Annotated in this window: 26 protein-coding genes, 2 pseudogenes and 1 riboswitch; of the genes and pseudogenes, 9 read left to right on the top strand and 19 right to left on the bottom strand. The window is 70.6% G+C overall.

Annotation, left to right across the window (positions count from 1 at the left end; genetic code table 11):
• Positions 1-71 precede the first annotated feature (71 nt).
• On the bottom strand, positions 72-1331 hold the full coding sequence (gene rlmN / locus BKA24_RS03570) for a dual-specificity RNA methyltransferase RlmN (RefSeq protein WP_460708078.1): 1260 nt from the start codon (positions 1329-1331) through the stop codon (positions 72-74).
• A gap of 59 nt (positions 1332-1390) precedes the next feature.
• Here rlmN and BKA24_RS03565 point away from each other — a divergent pair, with 59 nt between their 5' ends.
• On the top strand, positions 1391-1861 hold the full coding sequence (locus BKA24_RS03565; protein WP_184215166.1) for a GNAT family N-acetyltransferase: 471 nt from the start codon (positions 1391-1393) through the stop codon (positions 1859-1861).
• A gap of 60 nt (positions 1862-1921) precedes the next feature.
• Positions 1922-2773, top strand: a complete 852-nt coding sequence (locus BKA24_RS03560; RefSeq protein WP_184215163.1) for a Cof-type HAD-IIB family hydrolase — start codon at positions 1922-1924, stop codon at positions 2771-2773.
• Positions 2774-2889: 116 nt separating this feature from the next.
• Here the strand turns inward: BKA24_RS03560 and BKA24_RS03555 are convergent, their stop codons facing one another.
• The 3 genes from BKA24_RS03555 to BKA24_RS03545 are packed head-to-tail and all read right to left on the bottom strand — an operon-like array spanning position 2890 to position 5303.
• Positions 2890-3720, bottom strand: coding sequence for an SDR family oxidoreductase (locus BKA24_RS03555; RefSeq protein ID WP_184215161.1), 831 nt, complete (start codon positions 3718-3720; stop codon positions 2890-2892).
• A gap of 21 nt (positions 3721-3741) precedes the next feature.
• Entirely contained in the window at positions 3742-4512 is a 771-nt protein-coding gene (locus tag BKA24_RS03550; protein ID WP_184215158.1) for an enoyl-CoA hydratase/isomerase family protein, read from the bottom strand.
• 29 nt (positions 4513-4541) lie between these two features.
• Complete coding sequence (locus BKA24_RS03545) at positions 4542-5303, bottom strand: SDR family NAD(P)-dependent oxidoreductase (protein WP_184215155.1); 762 nt, start codon at positions 5301-5303, stop codon at positions 4542-4544.
• 153 nt (positions 5304-5456) lie between these two features.
• On the opposite strand from BKA24_RS03545, the gene BKA24_RS03540 reads away from it, so the two are divergent.
• Positions 5457-5960, top strand: a complete 504-nt coding sequence (locus BKA24_RS03540; RefSeq protein ID WP_184215152.1) for a GNAT family N-acetyltransferase — start codon at positions 5457-5459, stop codon at positions 5958-5960.
• A 99-nt stretch (positions 5961-6059) separates the two neighbouring features.
• On the opposite strand, the gene BKA24_RS03535 is transcribed toward BKA24_RS03540, so the two are convergent.
• The 3 genes from BKA24_RS03535 to BKA24_RS03525 form a co-directional block, all read right to left on the bottom strand.
• Positions 6060-6848, bottom strand: a complete 789-nt coding sequence (locus BKA24_RS03535) for a CbiQ family ECF transporter T component (RefSeq protein ID WP_184215149.1) — start codon at positions 6846-6848, stop codon at positions 6060-6062.
• On the bottom strand, positions 6845-8299 hold the full coding sequence (locus BKA24_RS03530; protein WP_184215147.1) for an ABC transporter ATP-binding protein: 1455 nt from the start codon (positions 8297-8299) through the stop codon (positions 6845-6847). Before BKA24_RS03530 ends, BKA24_RS03535 begins: the two co-directional genes overlap by 4 nt.
• Positions 8300-8302: 3 nt before the next feature.
• Positions 8303-8935, bottom strand: coding sequence for an ECF transporter S component (locus BKA24_RS03525; RefSeq protein WP_184215145.1), 633 nt, complete (start codon positions 8933-8935; stop codon positions 8303-8305).
• A riboswitch (TPP riboswitch) is annotated at positions 8929-9038 on the bottom strand. (Overlaps the previous gene by 7 nt.)
• A 38-nt stretch (positions 9039-9076) precedes the next feature.
• On the opposite strand from BKA24_RS03525, the gene BKA24_RS03520 reads away from it, so the two are divergent.
• Positions 9077-10666: a D-alanyl-D-alanine carboxypeptidase family protein gene (locus BKA24_RS03520; protein WP_343065900.1), complete on the top strand. Its 1590-nt coding sequence runs from the start codon at positions 9077-9079 to the stop codon at positions 10664-10666.
• Between the two features lie 42 nt (positions 10667-10708).
• On the opposite strand, the gene BKA24_RS03515 is transcribed toward BKA24_RS03520, so the two are convergent.
• From BKA24_RS03515 to BKA24_RS03480, 8 genes are all read right to left on the bottom strand, one after another.
• Entirely contained in the window at positions 10709-11635 is a 927-nt protein-coding gene (locus BKA24_RS03515; protein WP_184215143.1) for a nuclease-related domain-containing protein, read from the bottom strand.
• Positions 11636-11652: 17 nt separating this feature from the next.
• On the bottom strand, positions 11653-12714 hold the full coding sequence (locus BKA24_RS03510; protein WP_184215141.1) for a 3-hydroxyisobutyryl-CoA hydrolase: 1062 nt from the start codon (positions 12712-12714) through the stop codon (positions 11653-11655).
• Positions 12715-12745: 31 nt separating this feature from the next.
• Entirely contained in the window at positions 12746-13201 is a 456-nt protein-coding gene (locus tag BKA24_RS03505) for a hypothetical protein (protein ID WP_184215139.1), read from the bottom strand.
• Between the two features lie 69 nt (positions 13202-13270).
• Positions 13271-14101 carry a uroporphyrinogen-III synthase gene (locus BKA24_RS03500; RefSeq protein ID WP_184215137.1) on the bottom strand — a complete coding sequence of 277 codons (831 nt, stop codon included), beginning with the start codon at positions 14099-14101 and terminating at the stop codon, positions 13271-13273.
• 178 nt (positions 14102-14279) lie between these two features.
• Positions 14280-14546, bottom strand: coding sequence for a hypothetical protein (locus tag BKA24_RS03495; protein ID WP_184215135.1), 267 nt, complete (start codon positions 14544-14546; stop codon positions 14280-14282).
• Positions 14536-14946: a phage holin family protein gene (locus tag BKA24_RS03490; RefSeq protein WP_184215132.1), complete on the bottom strand. Its 411-nt coding sequence runs from the start codon at positions 14944-14946 to the stop codon at positions 14536-14538. Before BKA24_RS03490 ends, BKA24_RS03495 begins: the two co-directional genes overlap by 11 nt.
• On the bottom strand, positions 14943-15338 hold the full coding sequence (locus tag BKA24_RS03485; RefSeq protein WP_184215129.1) for a hypothetical protein: 396 nt from the start codon (positions 15336-15338) through the stop codon (positions 14943-14945). Before BKA24_RS03485 ends, BKA24_RS03490 begins: the two co-directional genes overlap by 4 nt.
• An 88-nt stretch (positions 15339-15426) precedes the next feature.
• Positions 15427-16851, bottom strand: coding sequence for a protoporphyrinogen/coproporphyrinogen oxidase (locus BKA24_RS03480; protein ID WP_184215126.1), 1425 nt, complete (start codon positions 16849-16851; stop codon positions 15427-15429).
• Between BKA24_RS03480 and BKA24_RS03475 the strand changes: the two genes are divergently transcribed.
• The 5 genes and pseudogenes from BKA24_RS03475 to BKA24_RS15870 all read left to right on the top strand — a co-directional run bounded on the left by BKA24_RS03475 (position 16850) and on the right by BKA24_RS15870 (position 20035).
• Positions 16850-17428 carry an IS5 family transposase gene (locus BKA24_RS03475; protein WP_246367002.1) on the top strand — a complete coding sequence of 193 codons (579 nt, stop codon included), beginning with the start codon at positions 16850-16852 and terminating at the stop codon, positions 17426-17428. The two genes, BKA24_RS03480 and BKA24_RS03475, sit on opposite strands and share 2 nt — an antisense overlap.
• Positions 17413-17889, top strand: a pseudogene (locus BKA24_RS03470) (HAD-IC family P-type ATPase); the annotation flags it as partial. The gene BKA24_RS03475 and the pseudogene BKA24_RS03470, both read left to right, overlap by 16 nt.
• A gap of 52 nt (positions 17890-17941) precedes the next feature.
• A complete protein-coding gene (locus tag BKA24_RS03465) occupies positions 17942-18376 on the top strand; it encodes a DUF6153 family protein (protein WP_221417273.1) in 435 nt (144 codons plus the stop codon).
• Positions 18377-18466: 90 nt separating this feature from the next.
• Positions 18467-19072 carry a DUF305 domain-containing protein gene (locus BKA24_RS03460; protein ID WP_184215120.1) on the top strand — a complete coding sequence of 202 codons (606 nt, stop codon included), beginning with the start codon at positions 18467-18469 and terminating at the stop codon, positions 19070-19072.
• Between the two features lie 60 nt (positions 19073-19132).
• Positions 19133-20035, top strand: a complete 903-nt coding sequence (locus tag BKA24_RS15870; RefSeq protein ID WP_343065899.1) for a F510_1955 family glycosylhydrolase — start codon at positions 19133-19135, stop codon at positions 20033-20035.
• Here BKA24_RS15870 and BKA24_RS03450 read toward each other — a convergent pair.
• The 4 genes and pseudogenes from BKA24_RS03450 to BKA24_RS03440 all read right to left on the bottom strand — a co-directional run.
• Positions 19950-20531: a type II glyceraldehyde-3-phosphate dehydrogenase gene (locus BKA24_RS03450; protein WP_184215118.1), complete on the bottom strand. Its 582-nt coding sequence runs from the start codon at positions 20529-20531 to the stop codon at positions 19950-19952. The genes BKA24_RS15870 and BKA24_RS03450 overlap by 86 nt on opposite strands.
• 38 nt (positions 20532-20569) lie before the next feature.
• Positions 20570-22216: an ABC1 kinase family protein gene (locus BKA24_RS03445; protein ID WP_036298344.1), complete on the bottom strand. Its 1647-nt coding sequence runs from the start codon at positions 22214-22216 to the stop codon at positions 20570-20572.
• On the bottom strand, positions 22216-22491 hold the full coding sequence (locus BKA24_RS15505; protein ID WP_246367206.1) for a glycosyl hydrolase family 65 domain-containing protein: 276 nt from the start codon (positions 22489-22491) through the stop codon (positions 22216-22218). The genes BKA24_RS03445 and BKA24_RS15505 overlap by 1 nt, the downstream gene beginning before the upstream one ends.
• An 87-nt stretch (positions 22492-22578) precedes the next feature.
• A pseudogene (locus BKA24_RS03440) lies at positions 22579-25352 on the bottom strand (HAD-IA family hydrolase); the annotation flags it as partial.
• Positions 25353-25373 lie beyond the last annotated feature (21 nt).

Here is a 25373-nt window from a genome sequence, read left to right as displayed (position 1 = left end):
AAACGCTATCGCGGGACCGTGGACACAGGCCGCGACGACGGCGCCGTCACGCCCACAGCGGAATCGGGATGTCAGACGGATGCCGCGGCAGCCGCCTGATCCTCCTCGGTCGCCACCAGCTGGCCGCACGCTCCGTCGATCTCCTTGCCGCGGGTGTCGCGGAGGGTCGTCGGGATGCCGGCCTCGTTGAGGCGCCGCACGAACTCGTTCTGCACGTCGACGTCGGACGAGGTCCAGATCGATCCCGGCGTCGGGTTCAGCGGGATCGGGTTCACGTGCACCCACCCACGCCCCCGCTCGTTGAGCTTCGTCGCCAGCAGGTCGGCACGCCACGCGTGGTCGTTCATGTCCTTGATGAGCGCGTACTCGATCGAGACCCGTCGACCGGTCTTGTCGAAGTACTCGCGGGCGGCGTCGAGAGCCTCATCGACCTTCCAGCGCGAGTTCACCGGGATGAGCTCGTCGCGGAGCGTGTCGTCGGGAGCGTGGAGCGAGAGCGCGAAGGTCACCGGGATGTCCTCGGCGCTGAGCTTGCGGATGGCCGGGACGAGGCCGACGGTCGACACCGTGATGCCGCGGGCGCTCATCCCGAGACCGTGCTTCTTGTCGACCATCGTGCGGACGGCCTGCATGACGCGCGCATAGTTGGCCAACGGCTCACCCATGCCCATGAAGACGATGTTGGTGACGCGCTCGTCCTTGTGGCCGACCTTGCGGGGGTCGCCCAGCCCGCCGTCGGCGATGAGGCGGTTCGCACGCACGACCTGGTCGACGATCTCGGCCGCCGACATGTTGCGGGTCAGGCCGGCCTGACCGGTGGCGCAGAAGGGGCAGTTCATGCCGCACCCGGCCTGGCTCGACACGCACAGGGTGATGCGGCCGGTGTAGCGCATGAGCACCGACTCGACGAGAGCGCCGTCGTGGAGCTTCCAGAGGAACTTGATGGTGTCGCCGCCGTCGGTCTCGAGCCTGCGGACCTCGGTCATGAGGTTCGGCATCAAGCCGCCGACAAGCTCCTCCCGTCCGGATGCCGGAAGGTCGGTCATCTGCGCGGGGTCGGAGGTGTAGTGCTGGAAGTAGTGCTTCTCCAGCTGCCCGGCGCGGAAGCCCGGCATCCCGAGCTCCTTCAGCTTCTCGACGCGCTGATCGTGGCTGAGGTCGGCCAGGTGCACGGGGGGCTTGCCGCGCTTCGGGCTCGCAAACTGCAGGAGCGGGCGTCCTTCGGCATCCTTCTGCTGCGTCCACCCCTCGGTCGCCGGGCGCACCTGCCGGGGCTTCGTCGTGGGCACGGCGGACATGCCTTCAGGGCGCGCGGAGGGGGACTCAGTCATGTTGTCAAGGGTAGAGGAGCAGGCTGGGCGACGGCGGGGCGCGCCGATACCGTGGCACCGTGAGCGACATCCAGATCCGTCCCATCCGCGCCGACGACGCCGGCGAGGTGCTGACCCTGCAGCGCGCCGCGTTCGTGCAGGAGGCCCTCATCTACGGCGATCCCGACATGCCGCCGCTGACCCAGACGCTCGAGGAGCTGACCGCTGAACTGCACGAGAACCTCGGTCGCGTGGCACTCGACGGCACGCGGATCGTCGGCGCCGCGCGAGCGCGCCTCGATGAGACCCTGCTGCTCATCGGCCGCATCGCCATCGCGCCCGACCAGCAGGGCGCGGGCATCGGCTCCCAACTCCTCGCCGCCGTGGAAGAGTCCGGGCGGCAGGCCGGCGCGACCGAAGCCGAGCTGTTCACCGGCTCCCTCAGCGAGGCGAACATCCGCCTGTACGAACGCGAGGGCTACCGCGAGACGCAGCGCGTCCCCGGCGACGGCGGCGTCGACCAGATCTTCCTCCGCAAGCGCCTCGACTGACGGCATCCCTCGGAGATCGGCGCACACCTCGCGTTCATCCGCATCCCCGAGAATGGAATCATGACCCGAATCGCCTTCCTCGACGTCGACGGCACGATCCTGGAGCACGGCGACGCGATCGCCCCCTCCACGGTCACGGCCATCCGCACCGCCCGCGAGAACGGTCACCTCGTCTACCTGTGCACGGGCCGCGCCGCCGGCGACATCCACCCGAAGGTGCGGGAGATCGGCTACGACGGCGCGATCACCAACGGCGGTGCCTACGCCGCGCGCGGCGACGAGCTCATCTTCGCGGACCCGATGCCGCGGGAGGACACCGACCGTCTCATCTCCTACTTCGAGGCCGAGGACATCGATTACTTCCTGCAGTCCGACGAGGCCGTGTACGCGAGCCCCGGCGTCGGCGCGATGGTCGACGAGTTCTTCGAGCACCGTCGACGCCAGCACCTCGAAGACGCTCGCCGCCTCGGGCTCTCGGAGCCCGTTGACCCGAAGCCCGTGATCTCGTACCGCCCGCTCGCCGAGGCCAACCTCGACCAGATCGCGAAGACGACGTTCATCAGCAAGCGCTCCGACAGCGTCGATCGCGCCCAGGCCGACCTGGGCGACCGCTTTCACGTGATCCCCGGCAGCATCCCCCTCCCGGGCGGATCGAACGGCGAGATCGGTCTCCGCGGCACCACGAAGGGCTCCGCGATCGTGCGGGTACTCGACGTGCTCGGACTCGATGCCGCCGACGCGATCGGCATCGGCGACAGCTGGAACGACGCGGAGATGTTCGACGTCGTCGGGTCGCCCGTGGCCATGGGCAACGCCGACCCCGCGCTGAAAGAGCGCGCGGGCGGCAACGTCACCACCGACGTCCTCGACGACGGCGTGTGGAACGCGTTCGTGAAGCTCGGCCTGGTCTGACCCGCGCGCGCCGCGCGCGGCGCGCGTGCGCGGATGCAACGGATCGCGCGCGACACCCCGGCATCCGCCCGGTACGCACGGGGTGTCGCGCAGGAGCCGTTGCGATCTTGAACGCGTCAGTCGAGGAAGATGTCGGGGAACAGCTCGCTGTCGGGCGTGCCCGGGGTTGCGGCATACGCGGAGAAGTCGGTGACACCGGCATCCTCGAGGACGTCCTCGACGATCAGGGTCTGGCCGCTGTATCCGCGGGCCGGACGGCACAGCACCTCATAGGCCGCGTCGGCATAGATCTCCGGCGTGCGACTGACCTTCATCATCCGGTCGCCGCCGAGAGCGAACTGCACGGCGGCCGTCGCGATCGTCGTCCGCGGCCACAGGGTGTTCGCGGCCACGCCCGCTTCGGCGAACTCCGCGGCAAGGCCCAGGGTCGCCATCGTCATGCCGTACTTCGCGAGCGTGTAGCCGGTGTGGGCGCCGAGCCACTTCGGGGAGAGGTTCAACGGCGGCGACAGCGACAGGATGTGAGGGTTCTCGGCATCCTTCAACATGGGAATCGCCGCGCGCGAGAGCATGAATGTGCCGCGGACGTTGACGTCCTGCATGAGGTCGTACTTCTTCGCCCCGAGCTCGAGTGAACCCGACAGGTCGATCACCGACGCGTTGTTGACGACGATGTCGATGCCGCCGAACTCGCCCTGGGTCTTCAGCACGGCACCGGTGATGTCATCGTCACTGCGCACGTCACCCACGATCGGGAGTGCCTGGCCGCCCGCTGCGCGGATCTGCTCCGCCGCGGAGTGGACGGTTCCCTCGAGCTTGGGATGAGGCGTGTCGGTCTTCGCGATGAGGGCGATGTTGGCGCCGTCGCGCGCGGCGCGGAGGGCGATCGCGAGGCCGATGCCGCGGCTGCCGCCCGACATGAGGATGGTCTTTCCGGCGAGGGTCATGGTTCTCCTTGTCGTCGTCGGTCAGTGGCGGGGCGTACGGGATGCCGCGGCGAAAGCCGCCACGCGGGTCTTCGAGTCGGCGGTGTCGAACGCGGCGCCGATGGTGCGGGCCTCGTCGCCGAGGTTCTCGGCGAAGGGGCGGTGCGCACCGGTGCGGACGAGGCGCTTGGCCTGACCGAACGCGCCGGTCGCGCCCTCGAGCCACGACCGGGCGATCTGCTCGGCCCGGTCGCCGGGCTGGTCGACGACCTCGGCGACGAGCCCCCAGTCGAGAGCGGTGTCGGCGTCGATCGTCAGGTCGGTGAGCAGCATCTGCAGCGCGCGGCGCTGCCCGACCGCGGCCGGCAGCAGCGTCGAGACGCCGAGGTCGGGGGTCAGCCCGATGTTCGCGTACTTGCTGACGAACTTCGCCGCCGGCGACGCGACGACATAGTCCGCCGTCAGCATGAGGCCGAGCCCGCCGCCGGCGACCGCCCCCTGCACCGCGGCGACGATCGGGATCGACGACTCGACGAAGGTCCGGATGCCGTCGTGGATGACGTCGGCCATCGCGGTGATCGCGGCGCCGTCCGACCCGGTGGTCGCCATCGCGACGACATCGCCACCGGCGCAGAAGGCGGGGCCTGCGGCATCCAGCACGATCGCCCCGACGGTGTCGTCGGAGGTGAGCTCGTGGGCGAGGTCGCGCCAGCGCGTGCCCATCTCGAAGTCCATGGCGTTCAGCGACGCAGGACGGTTGAAGGTCAGGCGCGCCAGCGCGCCGTCGCGCTCCAGCAGGATCGTGTCGCTCATGGTCGGTTCTCCCTCGGTGGTCGCCGGGTTCACTTGGGTGCCATCCGGATGGCGCCGTCGAGGCGGATCGTCTCGCCGTTGAGGTAGCCGTTCTCCACGATGTGCTCCACCAGGGCGGCGTACTCGTCGGGCTTGCCAAGTCGGGCGGGATACGGCACCTGCTGGCCGAGCGACTCCTGGGCGGCCTCGGGAAGACCCGCGAGCATGGGCGTCTCCATGATCCCGGGGGCGATCGTGCAGACACGGATGCCATGGCGGGCCAGCTCGCGCGCGATCGGCAGGGTCATCGCGTGCACGCCGCCCTTGCTCGCGGAGTACGCGGGCTGCCCGATCTGACCGTCGAATGCCGCGACGGAGGCGGTGTTGACGATCACGCCGCGGTCGCCGGATCCGGTGGGCTCGGTGGCGGCCATCGCCGCGGCGGCGTGCGCGGTGACCGCGTACGTGCCGACGAGATTGATGCGGACGACGCGTTCGAAGTCGGCCACCGACCCCGGGGTGCCGTCGCGGTTCAGCACCTTGGCCGGCGGAGCGATGCCGGCGCAGTTGACGGCGACGCGGAGCGGAGCGGCAGCGGATGCCGCGGCGACCGCTTCGGCGACCTGCGCCGGATCGGTCACGTCGGCGGCGACGAACGTGCCGCCGACCTCACTCGCGACGGCGGCTCCTGCGGAGCGGGGGAGGTCGACGATCACGACGTGCGCGCCCCGTGCCGCGAGTCGTCGCGCCGTGGCGAGGCCCAAGCCGCTGGCGCCGCCGGTGACGAGCGCGGATGCCGCGGTGATGTCCATGCGTTCTCCTTCGAACGGGATCGCGTCTCATTCCGAGCGCGACTGCGTCTCACGGGGTGACTCTGCGGACCAGGCTACCCGGAGCGTGACATCGGCCGCACCACCGGGGTCCGACGCGCCCGGCCCCCGGCACCCGCGCCGTAGGCTCGTTCCGTGAGTGAGCGGACGAGCACCGAGTCCCGGATCATCGACGTCCCCTGGGACGATGCGCGCGCGGCATCCCTTCGCGACGAACTCGACGCCGACCTCGGCGCACGCTACGACGGCTTCCACGGCGACGAGCCCGAGGAGCGCGCAGTCGCACGCTCGCGCGCTCTCGCGATGCACCCCGACGAGATCGTCGCGACCCTCATCGCGGTGGATGCCGCAGGCACCCCGACCGGTCATGTCATCCTCCGCCGCCTCGGCGTCGAGTGGGAGATCAAGCGACTCGTCGTCACGGCTGCGGCGCGCGGACAGGGCATCGCCCGCCGTCTGATGACGGAGGCGATCGACCGGGCGCGCGAGGACGGAGCCGACCGGGTGATCCTGCAGACGGGTATCCCCCAGCCCGAATCCGTGGCGCTCTACGAGTCGATGGGGTTCACCCGCATCCCGGTATACGAGCCCTACATCGAGACGATGCCGCGGTCCGTCTGCTTTGCCTACCGGTTCTGAGCCGCGCGACGGATGCACGACTCGCGGTGCGGGAGTCGACCACTGCGACCGTCGACTCGACACCGGCACCACCGATCGTGCGGATGTCACGCGAGCGGATCAGGACGGGCCGAGGATGAAGTTCCAGGTGCCGGCCACGGCGGCGGCGACGACCGCCGACCCGGCGATGCCCGCGCCGATCGCGATCAGCGCCCACTCGCGGCCCCCGAACGTCGACGTGCGCGCCCAGGTGCGACGACCGGGGGCACCGAAACCGCGGGCCTCCATCGCCGTCGCGAGCTTCGATCCCCGCCGGATCGACAGCACCAGGAGCGCGAAGGCCATCCCCGCGAAGCGCCGCAGGCGCCCCCGATCCGCGACTCCGCGCGCGCGACGGGCGAGCTCCAGCGATCGCCAGTCGTCGATGAACAGGCCAATCATCCGCAGGCCGGCGAGCGCACCCAGCACGAATCGCGCCGGCAGCCGGACGATCTGCGCCAGGCCGTCCGCGAGATCGGTCGGATCGACCGTGATGAACAGGACGACCGACGGCAGCGCGACGGCGAGCACTCGGAGGAGCGTCGCCGCGGCGAGCTCGAGCGATCCGTCGCTGATACGGATGAGAAGCCATTCGACGTAGACGCGACCGCCGGCTTCGCCGTACAGGGCGATCGTGACGGCCGTGAGCGGCGCTGCGATCCAGACGGGCCAGGTCCGTCGCCAGAACTCGCCCCAGCGCAGCCCCGCGAACGGGATCAGGAAGCACTCGAGGACGAGCGCGACCGCGGCCGACACCCAGTCGAGGGTGAAGACGAGTGGAATGGCGACCAGGCCGCTGGCCGCCAGCTTCGCGACCGGATTGATGCGGGCGACAGCGCCGGTCCTCGCCCTGCCGTCGAGGAGGGTCACTGACCGACCCCCAGACGGACCTCGCGGGCGTGCAGTGCACGGACCGCGTCGAGATCGTGCGTGATGACGACCACCGCCGACCCCACGTCGCGGAGCTCGGCGAGGAGCGCGATCAGCTGGGACCACGTCGTCGCGTCCTGCCCGAAGGTCGGTTCATCGAGCACGAGCACCCGCGGTGCCGTCGCCAGCATCGAGGCGACCGTGAGGCGCCGCTTCTCGCCTCCCGACAGTGTGTAGGGGTTCGCCGCGGCGAGGCGGGTCAGCCGCATTTGTTCCAACAGCCCGTCGACGGTCGCGGCGATCTCCGGCTCCGCGAGCCCGAGCGCCGTCGGACCGATCTCCAGTTCGGCGCGCACCGTCCGTGCGAGGAACTGGTGCTCGGGGTCCTGGAAGACCGTCCCGATGCGCGTCAGGAGCTCTCGGGACGACCAGCGGATCGGATGCGGCCCGATGCCCCCCTGCAGTGCGCTCGTCGCCACGACCTCGCCCGCCGCCGGCGCCAGGAGCCCGGCCAGGGTCAGTCCGAGCGTCGACTTCCCGGCACCGTTCGGCCCCGTCACGGCGAGGACCTCGCCCGCACGCACCTCTAGGTCGATGCCGGTGGCGACGGGATGGCCGGCGACGCGCTGCACCGCGAGTGCGCGCGCGGTCAGCAGGATCTCGCCAGGCGCAGCGCCGGGCGGGTCGGGTGCGACCGGCGGATGCCCGGGCACCCACACTCCTGCCAGCGCGAGAGTCTCACCGAGCGCCCCCAACACCTGCTCCGGGGTGCCGTCGGCGACCACTCCTGGCGCGTCGGGGCCGCCGAGCACCACAACCCGGTCCACCAGGGGCAGCCACACGTCCACGCGGTGCTCGACCACGACGAGGGTCGCCGGGTGCGACCGCAGCATCGCCGCCACCGCGTCGCGCACCTCGGTGACGCCGTCCGGGTCGAGGTTCGCGGTCGGCTCGTCGAGCAGCACCAGGCCCGGCTGCATCGCGACCACGCCCGCGAGGGCGAGTCGCTGCTTCTGACCACCCGACAGCGCCTTCGTCGGGCGGTCCCGCGGGACGTCGAGACCCACCGCGGTCAGCGCCCCCTCGACCCGCGGCCAGATCTGTTCCCGCGGCACGCCGAGGTTCTCGCACCCGAACGCGACGTCATCACCGACGCGGGCGAGGATCACCTGCGAGTCCGGATCCTGCAGGACGAGACCGGCGCGGCCGCGCTGCGCGGCGACGGGAGCGCCGTCCAGGAGGATCTCCCCCTCCACCTCGCCCTCGTCGGCCCCGCCGAGCACCCCCGCGAGGCCGTGGAGCAGTGTCGATTTGCCGGCACCGGACGCGCCGAGGAGCAGCACGCGCTCCCCCGGCGTGATCATGAGGTCAACACCGCGCACGGCCCAGGCGTTCCGTGTCGCGTGGCGCCACCCCCAGCCGCGGACCTCGACGCGCGCGGGGTGCGTCATGCGTCAGACACGACTGCGCGCTTCGCGTCCGATGGCGAATCGGTCGAGTGCCCCCGTGGCAGCGAGCCCCCGGGCGAGGAACCACGTCAGCGCCCCGGCGATGACAGCCCCCGACAGAACGGTGGAGACGAGGTAGACACCCGTGAAGGCGACGTCCGCGCCCGCGTACCAGAGGACGAGGTTGTTGATGCCGCCGGCGAGCGCCGCGCCGGCGCCGGCGAGGATCGCGACGGGGAGCGTGAAGCGCCGGTAGAGGAAGAGGAGCACGATGAGCTCGGCGCCGAGACCCTGCACGAGCCCGGCCTCGATCGTGAGGAAGCCGCCCCAGCTGTTGCCCACGAGAGCCGACACGACCGCCGCCAGGGTCTCGGTGTAGATGGCGGCACCGGGCTTGCGGATGATCAGGGCACCGAGCACCCCGGCGAACAGCCACGGCCCGTCGAGGAGGCCCTGCAGACCCGGCAGGAGGGGCTCGAGGAGCGTCTTCGGGCCGAGGTAGCCGATGTTCCACAGCAGGAAGATGAGTCCCGATGCGACGCCCAGCACGCTGGCCACGACGATGTCGATGACTCGCCAGCGGAAACGGCCCGGCGATGAGGTGGTCCGGGTCTCGGATGTGGACGCGACAGCGTGCATTTCTTTCTCCTCCCTGCGCCGGCATGATCCGGATCAGGTTCGACGGTCGAAGCGTGGATCGCTTCCTCTCAGCCCGGCTCACCGGACTCCCGTGGTTGTGCGTCGAGTATAGCCACACCGTCGGGGCGCTACCGTGGATCAGTGACCACGGAAGACGCCACGCCCCGCACTCGCCGCGAACTCCGCGCCCGAGCGGGAGAAGAGGCTCCCGTCGCCGACGCTCCGGGCTCCGACGACCCGGCTCCCACCTCCGATGCGCCCACGCCCGGACCGTCCACCCCCGCGGGCCCGTCGCGGCTGAACGAGCCGTCGCCGCTTCCGATGTCGGCGGCGTTCGCCGCCGCATCCCCCGTCACCGTTCTCGATGCCGTCGCCGCGCCCGCGTCCACGGCCGCGCCGGCTCCCGCGGCTCCCGTCACGGACCGCGTCGCGCTGACCTGGGTCGACCCCGACGCGCTGCCCAGCGAGGCGGCACCGCAGACCGCGGGCTTCGAACTGCTGCCGCCGCTGCGGCGCCCGCGGCGCAGGTTCGACGCGCGCGTCGTCGTCATCCCGGCGGTCGCCGTCGTCTCGCTCGTCATCGCGTACGTCGCCGCCATGGCGCTCTGGCCGCTGAGCGCGGTGGAGCCGACCGTCACCGCCGCGGAGGCAACCGCGCTTCGCGGCACATCCGCCGACGTCGACTGGCCCTCCGATGGCACCGGCGCCGTCGCAATCGAAGGGTTCACTCCTGCAACCTCCACCGGCGATGCCGACCAGCTCGCCAGCCTCACGAAGCTGGTAACGGCGCTCGTCGTCCTCGACGCCGCGCCGCTGGAGAGCGGCGAGCAGGGACCGTCATACGACTTCACGTTCGCTGACCGCAGCGAGTACTGGCAGTACATCGCCGGCAACCAGTCCGCGCTGAACGTCCCCGACGGCGGTTCATTGACCGAGTACCAGCTTCTCCAGGGGACGCTCATCGCCTCGGCGAGCAACTATGCCGACCGTCTAGCGACGGAGGTGTTCGGCTCCATCGACCAGTACACCGCCGCCGCGACCGCATGGCTCGACGCGAACGACATCGACGGCGTCACGATCACCGACGCATCGGGGTTCGACCGCGGCAACGAGGCGACCCCGGCGGCGATCATCGCGCTCGCGGAGAAGGCTCTCGCGAACCCGGTGATCGCCGAAATCGTATCCACCGACTCCGCGGAACTCCCCGGCGCCGGCGTCTTCGAGAACACGAACGCGCTCCTCGGCGAGTCGGGAGTCATCGGGGTGAAGACCGGCAGCTACGCCGAAAACTACAACCTCGTCGCCGCCCGCACCCTCACCGTCGGCGACCAGGAGCTGACCCTCCTGGCGTCGGTGACGGGTCAGCCCACCGACGACCTGCGCGTCAGCGAGACGCGCCGACTCCTGGAAGACGTCGCGACCGAGGCGTCCGTCGCGTCGTCGCTCGCCGCCGGCACCGTGGTCGCGGGTGTCACCACGGCGTGGGGCGCCTCCAGCCAGCTCGTGACGGATGCCGACGCCTCGCTCCTCCTGTGGAACGGCGCCACCGCACAGACCGAGGCCGACTACGAGCTCGGCGAGGCGCGCGAAGAGGGCGCCACCGCCGGCACGCTCACGCTCACCGGTCCCGCCGGATCCGCCGAGGTCGGCGTCGAGCTCGCCTCCGACGTCCCGGGCCCCGACCTCTGGTGGCGGCTGAGCCACCCGCTCGAGCTCCTCGGCATCGGCTGAGCGCGAAGCCCCGGAGCGCTGCGCCCCGACGGTCGGCGGGGATCAGGCGAAACGCATCACCTGCTGGAGCCGGGTGCGCACGTCGAACAGCTCGTTGCCGCCGATCTCGCGCGCGCCGGTGACGCCGCGACGCAGGACGGTGGCGAGCGCACTGCGGCCGACGACCGCGACCGGGAGCCCCTTCACACGGCCGAGCTCCTCGATCGCCGTGGCGACGTCGTCGTCGGGGAGGACGACCACGGCGCCGCTGAACTTCACCTTCGCGCTCCGCCCGAGGCCACGGGCGGTGAGGACGAGCCTCGCGATCGGCGAGCCTTCGACGGCGTCTCCGATCAGCTCGCCGCGTTTCGTGCGCACGGGGGCACCGAAGTCCTCCGAGAGCAGCGCGTAAAGGCCGCTCGGCCCGAGGACGATGTGATCCAGCTTCACCTCGGGGTCGCGCGGGTCGGCTGCGACGTCGTGCCAGACGGTGTAGCCCATGCCGAGGTCACCGACCAGGCGCGCGGTGGCCTCCTCGGCCAGGGCGTCCGCGAGCAGTCGGCGGATGTCGTGGGGCGCGCTGCGCACGAGCGCGGGATCGTAGGGATCCGGCAGATCGACACCGCGGCCCGCCCACTCCCGAATCAGGGTGAGGTAGCGCTCGCGGCGCCAGCCGCCGGGCTGCCCGAAGGACCGAGCCCGAGGCCGCGTGTCGGCCGGCCGTGACCGTGGTCGCCACTGTGGTGCGTCGGGTGCGAAGGATGCCGCGTCGCCGAAGCCGTGTCCCCGGTCGTACGCGGCGCGGGCGTCGGGCGTGCCGACGAGCTCCCAGGCCCGCTGCACCTGGACGAACACGGCGGCGTCGCCGCCGGTGTCGGGATGCGTCTGTCGGAGGCGAAGCCGGTAGGCACGCCGCAGGTCGTCGTCGGACGCGTCGGGCTTCACGGCGAGGACGTCGTAAGCCGACGCGGACAGGGGGCTGTCGAACATTCAGGGCCTTCCGATGCTCACGACCACAGCGGCACGGCGGGGGTGTGAGCGAGCGCTTCCGCTCCGATCCCGGGCGCCACCTCGGCGAGCGACGCCGGCACCCACCGGGGGGTGCGGTCCTTGTCGACGATTTGAGCGCGGATGCCCTCGACGAGGTCGGGCTGTGTCGTGGCGAACCACTCCACGAGGGCGTACTCCTGCGCGAGCGCCGCACGGAGGCCCGGCAGGGCGCGCGCGGAGCGGATAGCGGCGAGGGTCACGGCGACACCGGTGGGTGAGAGCTCCTCGATGGTGTCGGCTGCTGCGGCGGCCATCGGCTCGGGCCGCGCCCGCAGCCGCGAGACGATCTCCTCGGCCGTGTCGGCGGCGAACGCGTCGTCGATCCAGTCGCGCGCGGCGGCCAGGCTCGCCTCAGCGGGTGTCTCGTCGAACAGCAGGGCGATCTCGGTCGGCGTCTGCGGATCGGCGCGCGTCACGAGCGCGTGGTGCAGGTCACCGAGCCGGTCGGACGGCACGAAGTGGTCGGCGAAGCCGGCGTAGATCGCGTCCGCGGCATCCATCGTCGCCCCGGTCAGCCCGAGGTACTCGCCCAGCCTGCCCGGAGCGTGCGCCAGCAGCCAGGAGCCGCCGACGTCGGGGGTGAAGCCGATCCGGGTCTCCGGCATGGCGAGGGCGGAGCGCTCGGTGACGATGCGGACCGCGGCGTGACCTGCAAGCCCGATACCCCCGCCCATGGTGATCCCATCGGCGAACACCACGACCGGCTTGGGGTACTCGGCGATACGTGCGTTGACGGTGTACTCGTCACGGAAGAAGGCCATCGCCGCGACCGCGTCGCCGCTGAGCACCTGCTCGCGCAGACCGCGCACGTCGCCCCCGGCGCAGAATCCGCGCTCCCCCGCCCCGTCGAGCAGGATGACCTGGACGTCCGCGTCGCGCTCCCAGCGGTCCAGCGCCTCCGCGATGCCGAGGATCATGCCGCGGTCGACCGCGTTGATCGCGCGAGGACGGTCGAGGGTCACGTGTCCGACGCTCCCGTCGGCACGCACCAGCAGGGAGGATGCCGCGTCGTTCGTCACCTCGGCAACGTTACCCGGCCGGGCCGGGGACTCAGGCTTGTGCGGGGCGGGCCGCGGGCGCTCGCGGAGTGCGCGTCGGACGAATCACGGGGATCTCGCTCGTCGCCAGTTCGACGACGTCCACCGGTTCGTCCTCGACCTCGAGGCGGAGGGCCTGCACGAGGGCGAGGCCGTGGCGGGTGGTGAGGATCAGTCGCTGGAACTCGGGGTCTCCCTCGAGGTCCACGACCACCGATGCGCGGCGCCGGCGCACGAGGACGAAGTCGTCACCGCTCGCCGAGCGCCACAGCCCCATCGCGAAGGTGCGCGGGACCACGGTGCCCGGGCTCGGAACGCCGCGCAGCCAGGTCCATGGGTCGTCGACGAGCTGGACTTTCCGGATGTGCGCGCGGTCGACCCGGACGGAGTCGCGACGGAACGACAGTGCGCGCTCGGTCGCCGAGAGCGCGACCTCGAGGCGCGTCGCGTCGAGCAGAAGCGTCACCATGGCACCAGTCTGCCAAACGCACCGCCGCGAACGGATGCCGCGCCGACAACGATCCGATCTCGACCGGTGTCAGCCGCCGATGCGGGGGATCGCGCCCGTCGGCGGGGCCAGCTCGTCGGCCGCGTGAGGCAACGGGAACTGTGCGACGGCCGAGATCAGCCCCGACACGCTTTGCTCCTTCGCCACGACGCTCACCCCGAGCCCGGTGCGTCGGGCGTCCTTCGCGGTGCGCGGACCGATGGCGGCGATGACGGTGTCGGCGGGGATCTCGGGGAACTGCTCGTGCACCTGCTCGGCGACCGAGCCACTGGTGACGAGGATCGCGTTGATGCGGCCCGATCGAACGTCGCCGGCGACCTTCTCGGTCACGGGCACACCCACGGTGCGGTACGCCACCACGCTGCGGACATCGTGCCCCGCCTCGGCGAGACGACGCGTCAGCACCGGCTTGGCGAGCTCACTGCGGAGCGTGAGCACGCGCGTGGGCTGCGGTTCGAGGGCGATCAACTGGCTGGCCATACCGGCTGCCGAGTTGTCGTCGTCGGGAACGAGGTCGACCCGATACCCGACCGCCATCAGGGCGGCAGCAGTTGTCTCGCCGACCGCTGCGACACGCGTGGTGGCCGGGATCTCGGCGCGGTAGGCGTGCAGCACGTCGACGGTGGTCGAGCTGGTGAGCGTCACCCAGTCGAACGCCCCCGCGGCGAGGTCGCGCAGGGCCTCTTCGAGGGTGGTCGGGTCTTCAGAGGGAGCGAAGTTGATGAGCGGGGCGATGACCGGCGTCGCACCCTGGGCACGCAGTGCCGCCGCGACGCTGTCGCCCCACGGACCGCCGCGGGGAACGAGCACGCGCCACCCCTTGAGGGGCTTCGGTGCGGAACCCGCAGCAGATGTGTTCATGGTTCGACTCTCGTGTAGGCGGTCGGCCACCCCGGTGCGAGACGGCCGACGCTCGCAGGCCGGAACGCGCTGTCGCGCGCGTTCGGGTCCGCATCGCCGGCAGCATACGCGTCATCGCCGCTGCCTGATGTTGAGCATACCCCCGCGCTCGCAGGGGTCGACGCGTCGCGGGTGCGGGTCAGCGCGTGTAGAGACGCACGGCGCCCCACACCACGAGTCCGACGGCCAGCGCGACGCCCACGGCGGCCGCGGCCGCTCCGGTGGGATTGCGGTCGGCGAACTGACGCGCCGAGACCGTCGCACGCTCGGTCGCCTTCGCGGCCCGCTTGGGGACGTTGGCCTTCTCCTCGATCGCGTGGAGCGCGGCCTTCAGCTCGGCGCGCGCACGCTCGACGGGGTCGGCGATCCCGAACGGAACAGCGGTGCGGGGGAGTTCAGAACTCATCGGCGACCTCCTTGACGATGCGGGCGTCGGTCGAGATGGCCGACGCGGGATTCTCACGGTTCGACATCTTCTTCACGCGGGCGAGACCCAGCAGCGCCAGGACCGCAACCAGCACCAGCCCGAGCCCGACGAGGATCAGCGCCGCGACCCACAGGGGGATCCACGCCGAAAGTCCGATGACGGTGAACGCGCCGATGGCGGGGATCGTCCAGAACAGGACGAACAGCGCCAGCACGAACCAGAGGCCCACCATGCCGGCGTCCTTGCCCGTGCGGGCAGCCCAGGTCTTGGCCGCATTGATCTCGGCCGTGATCAGGTTCCGGACGAGCTCCGGCAGGTCACCGACCAGCGACAGCAGACTGTCGTCGCGACGGTCGCGGAATCCGCGGGGCGTGCTCATGATGCCGACGAGGTCTTCTTGGCGCCGCTCTGACGAGTGCTCGAGCTCCGAGCGGTGCTCTTGGCGGCGGATGCCGTCGTCTCGGCGGCATCCTTCACGTCGTCAGCCGCGTCCTTGCTCGCGTCGAGTGCGGCGTCGAGCTTCTGCCCCGCCGTGCCCTTGGTGGTGGCGGCGCGGGTGACCTTCACCGCACCGTCCCAGAGCACGGTCGGCAGCGCGAATGCCGCGGACTTGCCGAGCTCGGCGACCTTGTCGACCTGCTTCTGAACGGCGGGCGTGTTGTACACGCGCAGGTAGGCGTCTTTGATCTGCTCGTAGCGCTGACGTCCGGCGCGGGCGCCGAGGACGTACCCCGCAGTGAGTCCGACGACGATTCCGATCTTGCCCTTCATGGCGTTTCCTCACGTAGAAAGCGATGTGGTGCCGAGAGCCCAGCGTAACGGGGCATTCCGTTCGCGGCATCTACCCTTGACATCCGCCCTAACGGGGGGCATCCTCGGCGCGCGGACCCCATAGCAGCTCCGACCTGACTCGCTCCGCTTCGGTCTTCGCGTCCTCGACGACGCGGGCCAGCCCATTGCCCCCGATCCACGCGCCGACGACGCCGAGGTTGGCCCCGGCGCGAAGTCGAGCCTCCAGCTCGTCGCGCTCGGGCGCGAGCGCCGATCCGGGTAGGGCGCGCGGGGCGCGGCGACGATGCGCCGCGCGCGGACCGGCGATGGTGACGCCGAGCATCTCGGACGCCGCGCGGGTCGCCTCGGCGATCACGGCGGCATCCGTCGCGTCGGAGGCCGGAAGGGTCACCCGGACGACGTGCGGGTCGCCGGCGGCGTGCGGCCAGGTCGCGCTCGCGTGGACGACGGCGATCGCGGGCGCGGAGCCCGGGACGACGTAGACGGCGTGGCCCCGCGGGCTGCGATCGAGGTCCGGCTCGTCGAGGAGGAGCGTCGCGACGTCGACGTCGTCCGGCGAGAGCACCGCACCGTCCAGACCGCTGACGTGCGCAGCGAGGAGTCGCCGCGCAGCAGCTTCGTCCGTGGCGACGATCACGGCGGAGGCCGGCAGTCGGGAGCTCTCGCCACCGGACGTCGACGTGACCGCCCACCCCTGCCCCTCGGAATCGAGCGCGGTCGCGGTGGCGCCGAGCCGCAGATCGACGTCGAGATCGGTCAGGTGCGCGACGAGGGCATCGACCAGAGTCGCCATCCCTCCGCGGAGGGTGGCGCGAGTCGGGCGATCGCCGTCCGCGGCCGAGTCGTCGGGGAGCTGCTGGGCGACACCGCCGGAGAGGGAGCCGGTGCGGGTGAGAGCGGCGTTCAACCCCCGCGCCGCACGATCGACATCGACCAGCTCCGGCGACAGGCCGTGGATGCCGTGGCTGAGCGGGGCCACCATGCGGTCCGCCACGCGCGACCCCATCCGCGCCCGCACCAGGGCGCCGAGGCTGCGCGTCTTCCCGATGGTCAGCGGCGGGCGGAGGCGATCGACGTACGCCCGCCACGCACCCGCCCACCCGACGATGCGACGTGTGCGGTCGTCGAACGGGTTGGCCGGGATGCCGAGGATCGACGCGCGCGGCAGCGGCGCCACCCCGAAGGCCCCCGCCACCCAGGTGTCCTGGTCGCGGGCGGGCACGACCTTGCCGCGCAGATCCAGCTCGTCGATCAGGTCGGCGAGAGCCCCGGGTGCCGATCGGAAGCCGTCGGCGGCGGTGTCGACGAGCCGGCCGTCCAACTCGGCAGCCTGCACGAGGCCGCCGAATCGATCGCCGGACTCCAGGACGGTGACCGCCATCCCCACCCGAGCGCACTCGAGCGCGGCGATCAGACCCGCCATCCCCCCTCCGATCACCACGACGCGGGAGGAGCGCGCGTGGGAGACGAGGTCAGGGGCGTCGGAGGTCATGCACCCATCCTCCCCCACCCGACCTTTCCGTCACCTCGACCTCCGGCGTCGACCCCGCGGGTGCGTCGAGCCGCCTGATCACGCGGTCGGCCGCTCCCGAGGCGGCCTGTCGACGAAGATCCACCAGCTCGTCGACGGCAACGGGCTCCCGCTGGTCGCGCTGCTGACAGCAGGCCAGGCCGGGGACTCGCCGATGTTCCTGCCGCTGATGGGACACCTGCGTGTCGCCCGTCCCGTCGGCCGGCCCCGCACTCGTCCGGACGCGGTCCGGGGTGACAAGGCGTACTCATCCCGCGCGATCCGCGGGCATCTACGCGCCCGCGGGATCAAGGCCGTGATCCCCGAGCCGTCCGACCAGCAAGGCCACCGCAAGCGCCGCGGCTCACGCGGCGGACGCCCCGTCGGCCTCGACGCCGCCGACTACAAGGGCCGCAACGTCATCGAGCGCCGCTACTGCCACATCAAGCAATGGCGAGGACTCGCCACCCGCTACGACAAACTCGCGATCACCTACCGGGCCGCTGTCATCCTCAACGCCGTCATCGCCTGGACCCGGCAATTGTCAGACATGCCCTAGGCATCGACCGGTACTTCGCGGGCGTCCGACCCGAAGACAAAGCCTCGAAGGTGAAGGGGCTGCAGGGCGAGGGCCGCAAGGTCGCGATGGTCGGTGACGGAGTCAACGACGCGCCCGCTCTCGCGCAAGCGGACGTTGGTATCGCGATCGGTGCCGGCACGGATGTCGCGATTGCCTCCGCCGGAGTGATCCTCGCCAGCGACGACCCCCGCTCCGTGCTGTCAGTGATCGAACTGTCTCGCGCGAGCTACCGGAAGATGAAGCAGAACTTGTGGTGGGCGGCCGGCTACAACCTCCTCTCCGTCCCCCTCGCGGCCGGCATCCTCGCCCCGGTCGGGTTCGTGCTACCAATGTCGGTCGGGGCGATCCTGATGTCCTTGTCAACGATCGTGGTGGCTCTCAACGCGCAACTGCTGCGCCGGCTGGATCTGTCGCCCGACGCGGTCGCCGGACGCGGCTGATCCGTACAATCACGTCGTACTATATGACCGCGGGAGGTGGAACGTGTCGCTGATGAACATCGCTAACAACGTGGACCATTCGCATGCGCGCGCCCGCACCCGCACACTGCTCACCCTCCTCACCGTCACAACCGCCCTGATCGTCGGCCTGTTGGCGATGCACTCGCTCGGCTCCGGACAGGGCCACGACGCCGCGCCCATGTCTCATGCTGCCTCGATGGGCGAGACTCACGCGGCAACGGCCAGCACGAGCGAGGGCGACACAGCGTCGACGGAGTGTGTGGACTGTGGCGGAGGGTATGCGGACATGCTGGTCATGGCCTGCGTACTGGCGATTCTCGCTCTGGTGATGCTGCTGGCCCCTCGCAGCGCCGCGCTGCTGCGCGTCGTCCGTGACCGGGCACCGACCGTAGCCCTCTTGGCGCCGGGTCGTCGCCCTACTCTCGCGGCCCCGTCGCTATCTGTCCTCTGCGTCAGCCGTACGTGAACGGCGGGGAGTGGGTACCCGGTACCTGCTCACCTCCGCCTTTTCGCCAGCTCGCCGCTGGCTTCACGTATCGATGCTTGGAGACTCCAGATGAAAATTCGTACAGCGGCCACGGTCGCGCTCACCCTCGCCACGGCTCTCACCCTCGCCGGCTGCGCGGGCGGTGGCAACTCGACGTCCATGCCCGGGATGGATCACGGCGGAAGCTCCTCGTCAGCTCCCGCCGAGGCTGCGAACTTCAACGACGCGGACGTGATGTTCGCGCAGATGATGATCCCGCACCACACGCAGGCTGTGGAGATGTCGGACATGCTCCTCGGCAAGGACGGTGTCGATGAGCGTGTCACCGCGTTGGCCGAAGAGATCAAAGCCGCCCAGCAACCCGAAATCGATCAGCTTGAACAGTGGCTGGATCAGTGGGGCGCGGACTCGTCCATGGACGGCATGGGCGACATGGACCACGGAGGCGGGATGATGACCGAGGACGACATGCAAGCGCTCGAGGGCGCCAACGGAGACGACGCGTCCCGGCTGTTCCTGGAACAGATGACTGTCCACCATGAGGGCGCGATCGACATGGCGCAGGACGAGATCGACAACGGTCAAAACCCCGACGCGATCGAGATGGCGCAGAACATCGTCGACACCCAGACGGCGGAGATCGCAGAGATGGAGAACATCCTCGCGGCACTCTGACCCCCGCGGTGTGGGGCGCGGTCGCGCCCCACACCGCCGTCAGTGGCCTGCAGGTCCGACATGCAACACCACTTCTTCCTCGGCGCACCCATGCGCCCACGCACCCCCCGCTCATTCGCCACCCGCCGCGCACTTCCCGCGCTCGGCGTCTTCGCCGCCACAGTCCTGGTCGTTACCGGCTGCGCAGCGAACCCAGGACAGTCCTCTGAGCCGGAAACACCTCTCACACATGTGCATGGGATCGTCGCCGACCCCGCCGGTGAGGGTTTCCTCATCGGCACACACGCGGGCATCTACCCCGCGACCGCAGACGGTGACACCGGTGCCCGGATCGGTCCGGGTTTTGATGCGATGGGGCTTACCGCCGCCGGGGACGCTCTTCTTGCCTCCGGGCACCCTGGCCCCGACACCCCCGCAGAACTTGGCACCCCTCACCTGGGCATCATCCGAAGCATGGATCGGGCCATGACCTGGTCTCCCGTGGTCTTCTCAGGCGAGAAGGACTTCCACGTACTCGCCGGCACCACCTGGAACGTGGTCTATGGGATCGCCACCGACAACCCTGAACTGCTCACCAGCACCGACGGGGGAGTCACCTGGCAACCCACCGGAGCGGAGGTCCCCGCACGCAACCTCGTCGTGGACGCCACCGAACGGCTCATCGCGTCCACCCCAGACGGGCTGCAAGTGAGCACCGACGCGGGAGCCACCTTCACCGGTTGGACGGACGCTCCCACCATCGCGCTGCTGAACACCTCACCCGACCACCAGCGCATCGTTGGTGTCGACACAGCCGGCACCGTCTGGGTCACTGGCGCCGGCGAGTCGGAATGGGTCGAAGCCGGCACTACCAGCCTGAGCGTGCAGGCAGTCGCGATCACCAACGCGGGAGACGTGCTGACCGTCGACCAGACGGGGATATCTCCTCCCGCCCCACCGGCGTCGACAGGCTCCGAGCAATGAACAGCCCCGACCAGACCCCACCCGCCCGCATCGATGACGTCGCGCCGAGGATCCGCACGATGCTGGTGGTGTTGCAGGAGACCACCCGGGTGCTGTCCCTGCCGATGGCGCTGGCGTAGTTGGCTTGGGCGACGAAGGAGTGGCCGGTGGTGGAGTGGGACTCGCCGCCTTGGAGCACTGCCTTGACGCCGAGGGCGCGGTAGCGCTCCAGGTTTCCCGCTGCCACATGCTTGGGGGTGGTGTCGACGACGACGTCGCACTGCGCGAGAAGGTCGTCGAGCACTCCCTGTGCGGGCACGTCGGCGCCCCGCATGGCCTGCTGCGCCTCGATGGTGGAGGCGAACACGGGCAGGCGGTTCGCTGCGGACTTGATCCGCCAGTCGGTGGCGGTGTCCGCGACGCCGACCAGGTCCATGTCCGACTGCAGCAGGACCGCGTCGGCGACGCGCTTGCCGATGACGCCGTAGCCGTTGACGCCGACTCGAATGGTGTTCATGTGCGTGCCTTTCTGATGAGGGATGGGAGCCGCGGCGGTCATCGCCGTCGCCGCGTGGTCCAGAGCAGGTAGCCGCCCAGTGCGGTGACCACGCTCGCGCCGGCGCCGATCATGACGCCTTCCCGCGAGCGCCATCTCGTGTTCCCGCTGACGAGTTCGCCGATGCCGTTGATCAGGGCGGCGGTGATCATGCCGGCGATCAGGCGATTGCCGATCCGTTCAGCCCGTCCCACGAGCGGTTCCAGTTCGGCCGCGCGCAGGTGCACCTCGAGGCCGCCGTTCTCCAGCACCCGCCGGAGCTGCTTGAGTGTTCCGGGCAGCTCGAGCAGCAGTGCTCCGGCATCCGCGGATGCCTGTGCCCAGCGTTTCGCCAGGGCGGGGAGGGAGAACTGTCGCTGCACGATCCGCTCCGAGAAGGGGGTGAGCGCCTGCAGCATCTCGAACTCGGGGTCGAGCCGTGCCGCCAGTGCCTCGCCCATCATCAGGACCTTGAACAGCAGAGCGGTCTGCTGCGGCAGCTGGAGGTGGTGGTGTCGCAGCAGGGCGAGCAGCTCTCCGAGCAGGTGGCTGAGGTTAATGTCGGACAGGGGGCGTCCGAGATACCGCGACACGAAGACGTCCAGGGAGCGGCCGAGCTCGCCGCGGTCGGAGGTGTTCTTGGTGATCGAGAGCGCGAGCAGGGCGGTGGCGAGCGCGTTGGAGTCTCCGCGGGTGAAGGCGAGCAGCACGTCGGAGAGCTGCTCGGTGACCTCTTCGTCGAGTTGGCCGACCATGCCGAAGTCGATGAGGGCGATGGATCCGTCGGTTTGGATGAACAGGTTGCCCGGGTGCGGGTCGGCGTGGAAGAAGCGGTTCTCGAACACCATGGTGAGGATGAGGTCTGCGCCTCGCCTGGCCAGCTGGTTCCGGTCGATGCCGGCCGCGTCCAGGGCGGGCAGGTCGTCGACTCGGATGCCGTGCATCCGTTCCAGGGTCAGCACGCGTGACGTGGTCGTCTCCCAGAACACCTGAGGGACGGCGACGTCGGGTGAGTCGGCGAAGTCGGCGGCGAACCGCTCCGCGTTCCGGCCCTCCTGCAGATAGTCGAGCTCGGCGCGCAGCGTGCGGGAGAACTCCTCGACGATGCCCGGCAGGTTGTACTGGCGGGCGGCATCCCACCGCTTGTCGGCGCGCTCGGCGAGGTTCTGCAGGATCTCCAGGTCTTCGTGGATCTGGGCGACCGCGCCGGGTCGGCGGACCTTCACGACGACCTGGGTGCCGTCGTGAAGGGTCGCGGCGTATGCCTGCCCGATCGACGCGGCGGCCAGCGGTTGCGGGTCGAACTGTGCGAAGAGCTGTTCGGGGTCCGCGCCGAGCTCCTCGCGGATCACCGCCTTCATCGGCTCCCAGGCCTCGGGCGGCGCGGCGTCCTGAAGCTTGACCAACTCGGCGAGGTAAGCGGCGGGCAGCAGGTCGTTGCGGGTGGACAGCAGCTGGCCGAGTTTGATGAAGGTCGGTCCGAGCTCCTCGAGGGCGAGTCGGAGGTGTTCCGGACTGGTGTAGGGCTCGTCCCGGCGCGCATGCCCGAGAACGCCTTTGTTGAAGGGAATCCACTTCTCCAGTCCGAGCAGCCCGAGACCGAGCCCGAGTCCGTGGTGCTCGAGGATGGTGGCGATGCGCCGATACCGGCTCCGATGCGTGCTCATCAGTCGAGGCCTCCTTCGCGGTTGGTCGCGTCGCGGGCCGAGGTGCCCGGGCCGATCGCGAACGTCTTGGTCTGTCCGGCCGAGAGCGGCACGGCGACCGCGCCGACGCGCACGTGGATCGCGGGTGCTGAGCCGGCGTGCACGCGAAGCTCCAGGCTGCGGTCACGGAGCATCACGTCGACGAGGTGGCCGCGGTATCGGATCTGGAACCCGACCCGGGTGAGGTTCGGCGGCAGTTGGGGGGCGAAGACGAGCTCGTCGTCACCGAGGGCCATGCCGGCGAAGGAGCGGACGGGCAGGTCGATGGTGCCGGCCATCGCGCCGAGGTGGATCCCTTCGCGGGTGGTGCCGCCCTGGGAGTCGTCGAGATCGGCGGTCAGCGCCTCGCGGAACGCGATCCAGGAGCGGGACGGGTCGATGCCGGCCAGGACGGAGGCGTTCACGACTCGGCTGAGCGTCGACCCGTTGGCGGTGCGGGCGAGGTAGTACTCGACCGTGCGGGTCAGGTCCTGCTCGGAGAACGGGTAGCCGAGCGTGGCGAGTTGCGCCCGGAGCCCGTCGTGACCGAGCAGGTAGACCAGCATGACGACGTCGGGCTGCTTGGCGAGCTTGTACCGGTTGGTGCTGTCGTTCTCGGACTCGAGGATGAGATCGAGCCGGCCGATGTTCCCGTACTCCTCGCGGTAGTGGTCCCAGTCCAGCTCCTGCAGGCTCTCGTAGCCGTCGAACTGGGTGAGGATGCCGTCGCGGTGGAACCCCACCGCCAGTCGTGTGCTGAGCCGGGCCCATCCCGCGATCTCCTCGTCGGTGACGCGGAGCCGGTCGCGGAGGCCCTCGCCGCGGTGCCCGTGGAGCAGGGCGAGTGTCCGGGCCGCTCGCGTGGCGACCCACGAGGCGAGGACGTTGGTGTACGTGTTGTCGCGCAGGCCGCTGCCGGGAGCGTCCGGGGCGCCGTCGTGGAACTCGTCGGGTCCCATCACCCCGGCGATGTGGAAGCGGTCGGTGGCAGTGTCGTGCTCGGCGAGCGAGGCGAACAGGCGGGTGACCTCGATGATGAGCTCGCCGCCGCGTTCGGCGAGCCACTCGAGGTCGCCGGTGGCCTGGTAGTGCTGCCAGGCGTTGTAGGCGATGGCGAGGCCGACGTGGCGTTGACGGTGGGAGTTGTCCGGCATCCACCGACCGGAGCGCGGGTTGTAGAGCGCCTCGGGCGTCTCCTCGCGACCGTCGCTGCCGCTCTGCCAGGGGAAGAGGGCTCCGCGGAGTCCGGCGGCGGTCGCCGCGGCGCGGGCGGCGTCCAGTCGCCGCCAGCGGTAGTCGATCAGCGCCCGGCTGATCTCGGGCGTGCGCAGAGCGATCACGGGCAGGACGAACACCTCGTCCAGAAGACGTGCCCCCGATACCCCTCGTCGTGCAGGCCGCGGGCGGGCACCCCGGCGTCGAGCTCGACGGTGTGCGGCGAGAGGGTCTGGAGCAGGTGGAAGACGTGCAGGTTCAGGATGAGTCGGCTGTGCGTGTCGGCGTCCAGGGTGACCGCGAAGCGTTCCCAGAGTCGCCGCCACGCACCCGCGTGGCGTTCCCGCAGCGCCTCGACGTCGCCACCGCGTTCGGTGAGCAGGGTCAGGGCGGCACCACCCGGCTCGCTGATGGCCCGATCGTGGGAGGTGTAGATCGCGGCCGTCTTGGTGAGGGTGACCGGTCGACCCTGCTCCAGAGGGATGCGCAGCTCCCGGGTGGGCTGCGATGGCGTGTCGATGCGGTGATCGGTCGCGCTGTCGGTTCCGGTGAGGGTCGTGCGGACGGCGGTGGCGATGTGGACCCGGCTCTGTCGGGTCCGCACCTCGCAGAGGGTGGTGTCGCCGACGTGGCGGAACGTCGGCTGCGTGAGGTGGGTGGCGTCCGATCCGAGGTACGCGGCCACGTTGCTGTTGCGCACGCCGGCGTCGATCCCGGCGCGAAGGGTGACCGTGCCGCTCCAGTCGGGGGCGGTGAGCGTGGTTTCCAGCACGGCAAGGTGAGGTTCGTCCAGGGAGGTGAACGTCGTCTGCACGAAGTCGAGTCGATCCCCGTTCGGAGCGGTGAGGACCGCGCGGCGGACGACCAGGCCGCGGCGCAGGTCGAGCTCGCGTCGTTCGCTGTGCGTCACGACCTGGCCGGTGGACAGCCACGGCCCGTCTCCGATGCGGAGGTCCACCGGAAGCCAGTTGGGCGTGTTGACGAGATGCTCCTCCTCGAGCTCGCGCCCGTGGATGGTGCTCGCCAGTCGGTTGTACACGCCGGCGAGGTAGGTGCCGGGATAGTGGATGCCGTCGTCGTGGTGCTCGGGCCGGGCGCCACGGGTGGCCAGGTAGCCGTTCCCCAGCGCGGTGAGCGCCTCCCGGTGCCCTTCGTGCGCGGAGTCGAAGCCGTCGTAGACCAGCTGCCACGGATCCGTGGTGGAGACGCCCAGGTCGAGCTCGGCGACATCGGCCAGGACGAGGTCGGCGCCCGCGGCCTCGAGCTGCTCCCGCGCTCCGGCGCGGTCGATGCCGACGACGAAGCCGAAGCCTCCGCGCCTCGCGGCCGCTACGCCGGCGACCGAGTCCTCGACGACCGCGGTGCGGGCCGCGGCGACACCCAGTCGCCGGGCCGCCTCGACGAACATGGCGGGATCCGGCTTGCCTTTCAGGTGATGCGAGAGCGCGATCCGGCCGTCCACCACGGTGTCGAAGCAGCCGGCCAGTCCTGCGGCGGCGAGCATCTGCTGCGCGTTCCGGCTCGCGGTGACCAGCCCGACCGGCACGGCCGCGTCCCGCAGGCGATGCAGCAGCGCCGCGGTGCCCGGATAGACGCGCAGCCCACGGGTGCCCAGCTCCGCCAGGAACAGCTCGTTCTTGCGCGCCGCGAGCCCCGCGATCGTCCACGCCGTTGGTGGGTCGTCGGGATCTCCGGCGTCCAGGGCGATCCCACGGGTCGTCAGGTACGCCGATACCCCGTCCTCGCGGGTTCGCCCGTCCACATAGCGGCGGTAGTCGGCGGCCGGGTCGAAGGTCGTCTCGGGGTCGTCCACCTGCACACGCGGGTCTCGCAGCACCTCGTCGAACAGCTGCTTCCACGCGGCGGCATGGATCGCGGCGGTGTTCGTGACCACGCCGTCCATGTCGAACAGCACCGCGTCGTA

Origin of the sequence: Microbacterium marinum, from assembly GCF_014204835.1 — a bacterium.
Taxonomy (GTDB): domain Bacteria; phylum Actinomycetota; class Actinomycetes; order Actinomycetales; family Microbacteriaceae; genus Microbacterium; species Microbacterium marinum.
This window is presented reverse-complemented; position numbering and strand designations above follow the sequence as displayed.

Bases quoted from the DNA above. Each gene is read 5' to 3' on its own strand.
- rlmN (WP_460708078.1), bottom strand. From the start codon at position 1,331: ATGACTGAGTCCCCCTCCGCGCGCCCTGAAGGCATGTCCGCCGTGCCC.
- BKA24_RS03560 (WP_184215163.1), top strand. From the start codon at position 1,922: ATGACCCGAATCGCCTTCCTCGACGTCGACGGCACGATCCTGGAGCAC.
- BKA24_RS03555 (WP_184215161.1), bottom strand. From the start codon at position 3,720: ATGACCCTCGCCGGAAAGACCATCCTCATGTCGGGCGGCAGCCGCGGC.
- BKA24_RS03550 (WP_184215158.1), bottom strand. From the start codon at position 4,512: ATGAGCGACACGATCCTGCTGGAGCGCGACGGCGCGCTGGCGCGCCTG.
- BKA24_RS03545 (WP_184215155.1), bottom strand. From the start codon at position 5,303: ATGGACATCACCGCGGCATCCGCGCTCGTCACCGGCGGCGCCAGCGGC.
- BKA24_RS03530 (WP_184215147.1), bottom strand. From the start codon at position 8,299: ATGACGCACCCCGCGCGCGTCGAGGTCCGCGGCTGGGGGTGGCGCCAC.
- BKA24_RS03525 (WP_184215145.1), bottom strand. From the start codon at position 8,935: ATGCACGCTGTCGCGTCCACATCCGAGACCCGGACCACCTCATCGCCG.
- BKA24_RS03515 (WP_184215143.1), bottom strand. From the start codon at position 11,635: ATGTTCGACAGCCCCCTGTCCGCGTCGGCTTACGACGTCCTCGCCGTG.
- BKA24_RS03505 (WP_184215139.1), bottom strand. From the start codon at position 13,201: ATGGTGACGCTTCTGCTCGACGCGACGCGCCTCGAGGTCGCGCTCTCG.
- BKA24_RS03500 (WP_184215137.1), bottom strand. From the start codon at position 14,101: ATGAACACATCTGCTGCGGGTTCCGCACCGAAGCCCCTCAAGGGGTGG.
- BKA24_RS03495 (WP_184215135.1), bottom strand. From the start codon at position 14,546: ATGAGTTCTGAACTCCCCCGCACCGCTGTTCCGTTCGGGATCGCCGAC.
- BKA24_RS03490 (WP_184215132.1), bottom strand. From the start codon at position 14,946: ATGAGCACGCCCCGCGGATTCCGCGACCGTCGCGACGACAGTCTGCTG.
- BKA24_RS03485 (WP_184215129.1), bottom strand. From the start codon at position 15,338: ATGAAGGGCAAGATCGGAATCGTCGTCGGACTCACTGCGGGGTACGTC.
- BKA24_RS03475 (WP_246367002.1), top strand. From the start codon at position 16,850: ATGCACCCATCCTCCCCCACCCGACCTTTCCGTCACCTCGACCTCCGG.
- BKA24_RS03480 (WP_184215126.1), bottom strand. From the start codon at position 16,851: ATGACCTCCGACGCCCCTGACCTCGTCTCCCACGCGCGCTCCTCCCGC.
- BKA24_RS03465 (WP_221417273.1), top strand. From the start codon at position 17,942: ATGAACATCGCTAACAACGTGGACCATTCGCATGCGCGCGCCCGCACC.
- BKA24_RS03460 (WP_184215120.1), top strand. From the start codon at position 18,467: ATGAAAATTCGTACAGCGGCCACGGTCGCGCTCACCCTCGCCACGGCT.
- BKA24_RS15870 (WP_343065899.1), top strand. From the start codon at position 19,133: ATGCAACACCACTTCTTCCTCGGCGCACCCATGCGCCCACGCACCCCC.
- BKA24_RS03450 (WP_184215118.1), bottom strand. From the start codon at position 20,531: ATGAACACCATTCGAGTCGGCGTCAACGGCTACGGCGTCATCGGCAAG.
- BKA24_RS03445 (WP_036298344.1), bottom strand. From the start codon at position 22,216: ATGAGCACGCATCGGAGCCGGTATCGGCGCATCGCCACCATCCTCGAG.
- BKA24_RS15505 (WP_246367206.1), bottom strand. From the start codon at position 22,491: ATGGCCCTCGGTGACGACGAGCTCGTCTTCGCCCCCCAACTGCCGCCG.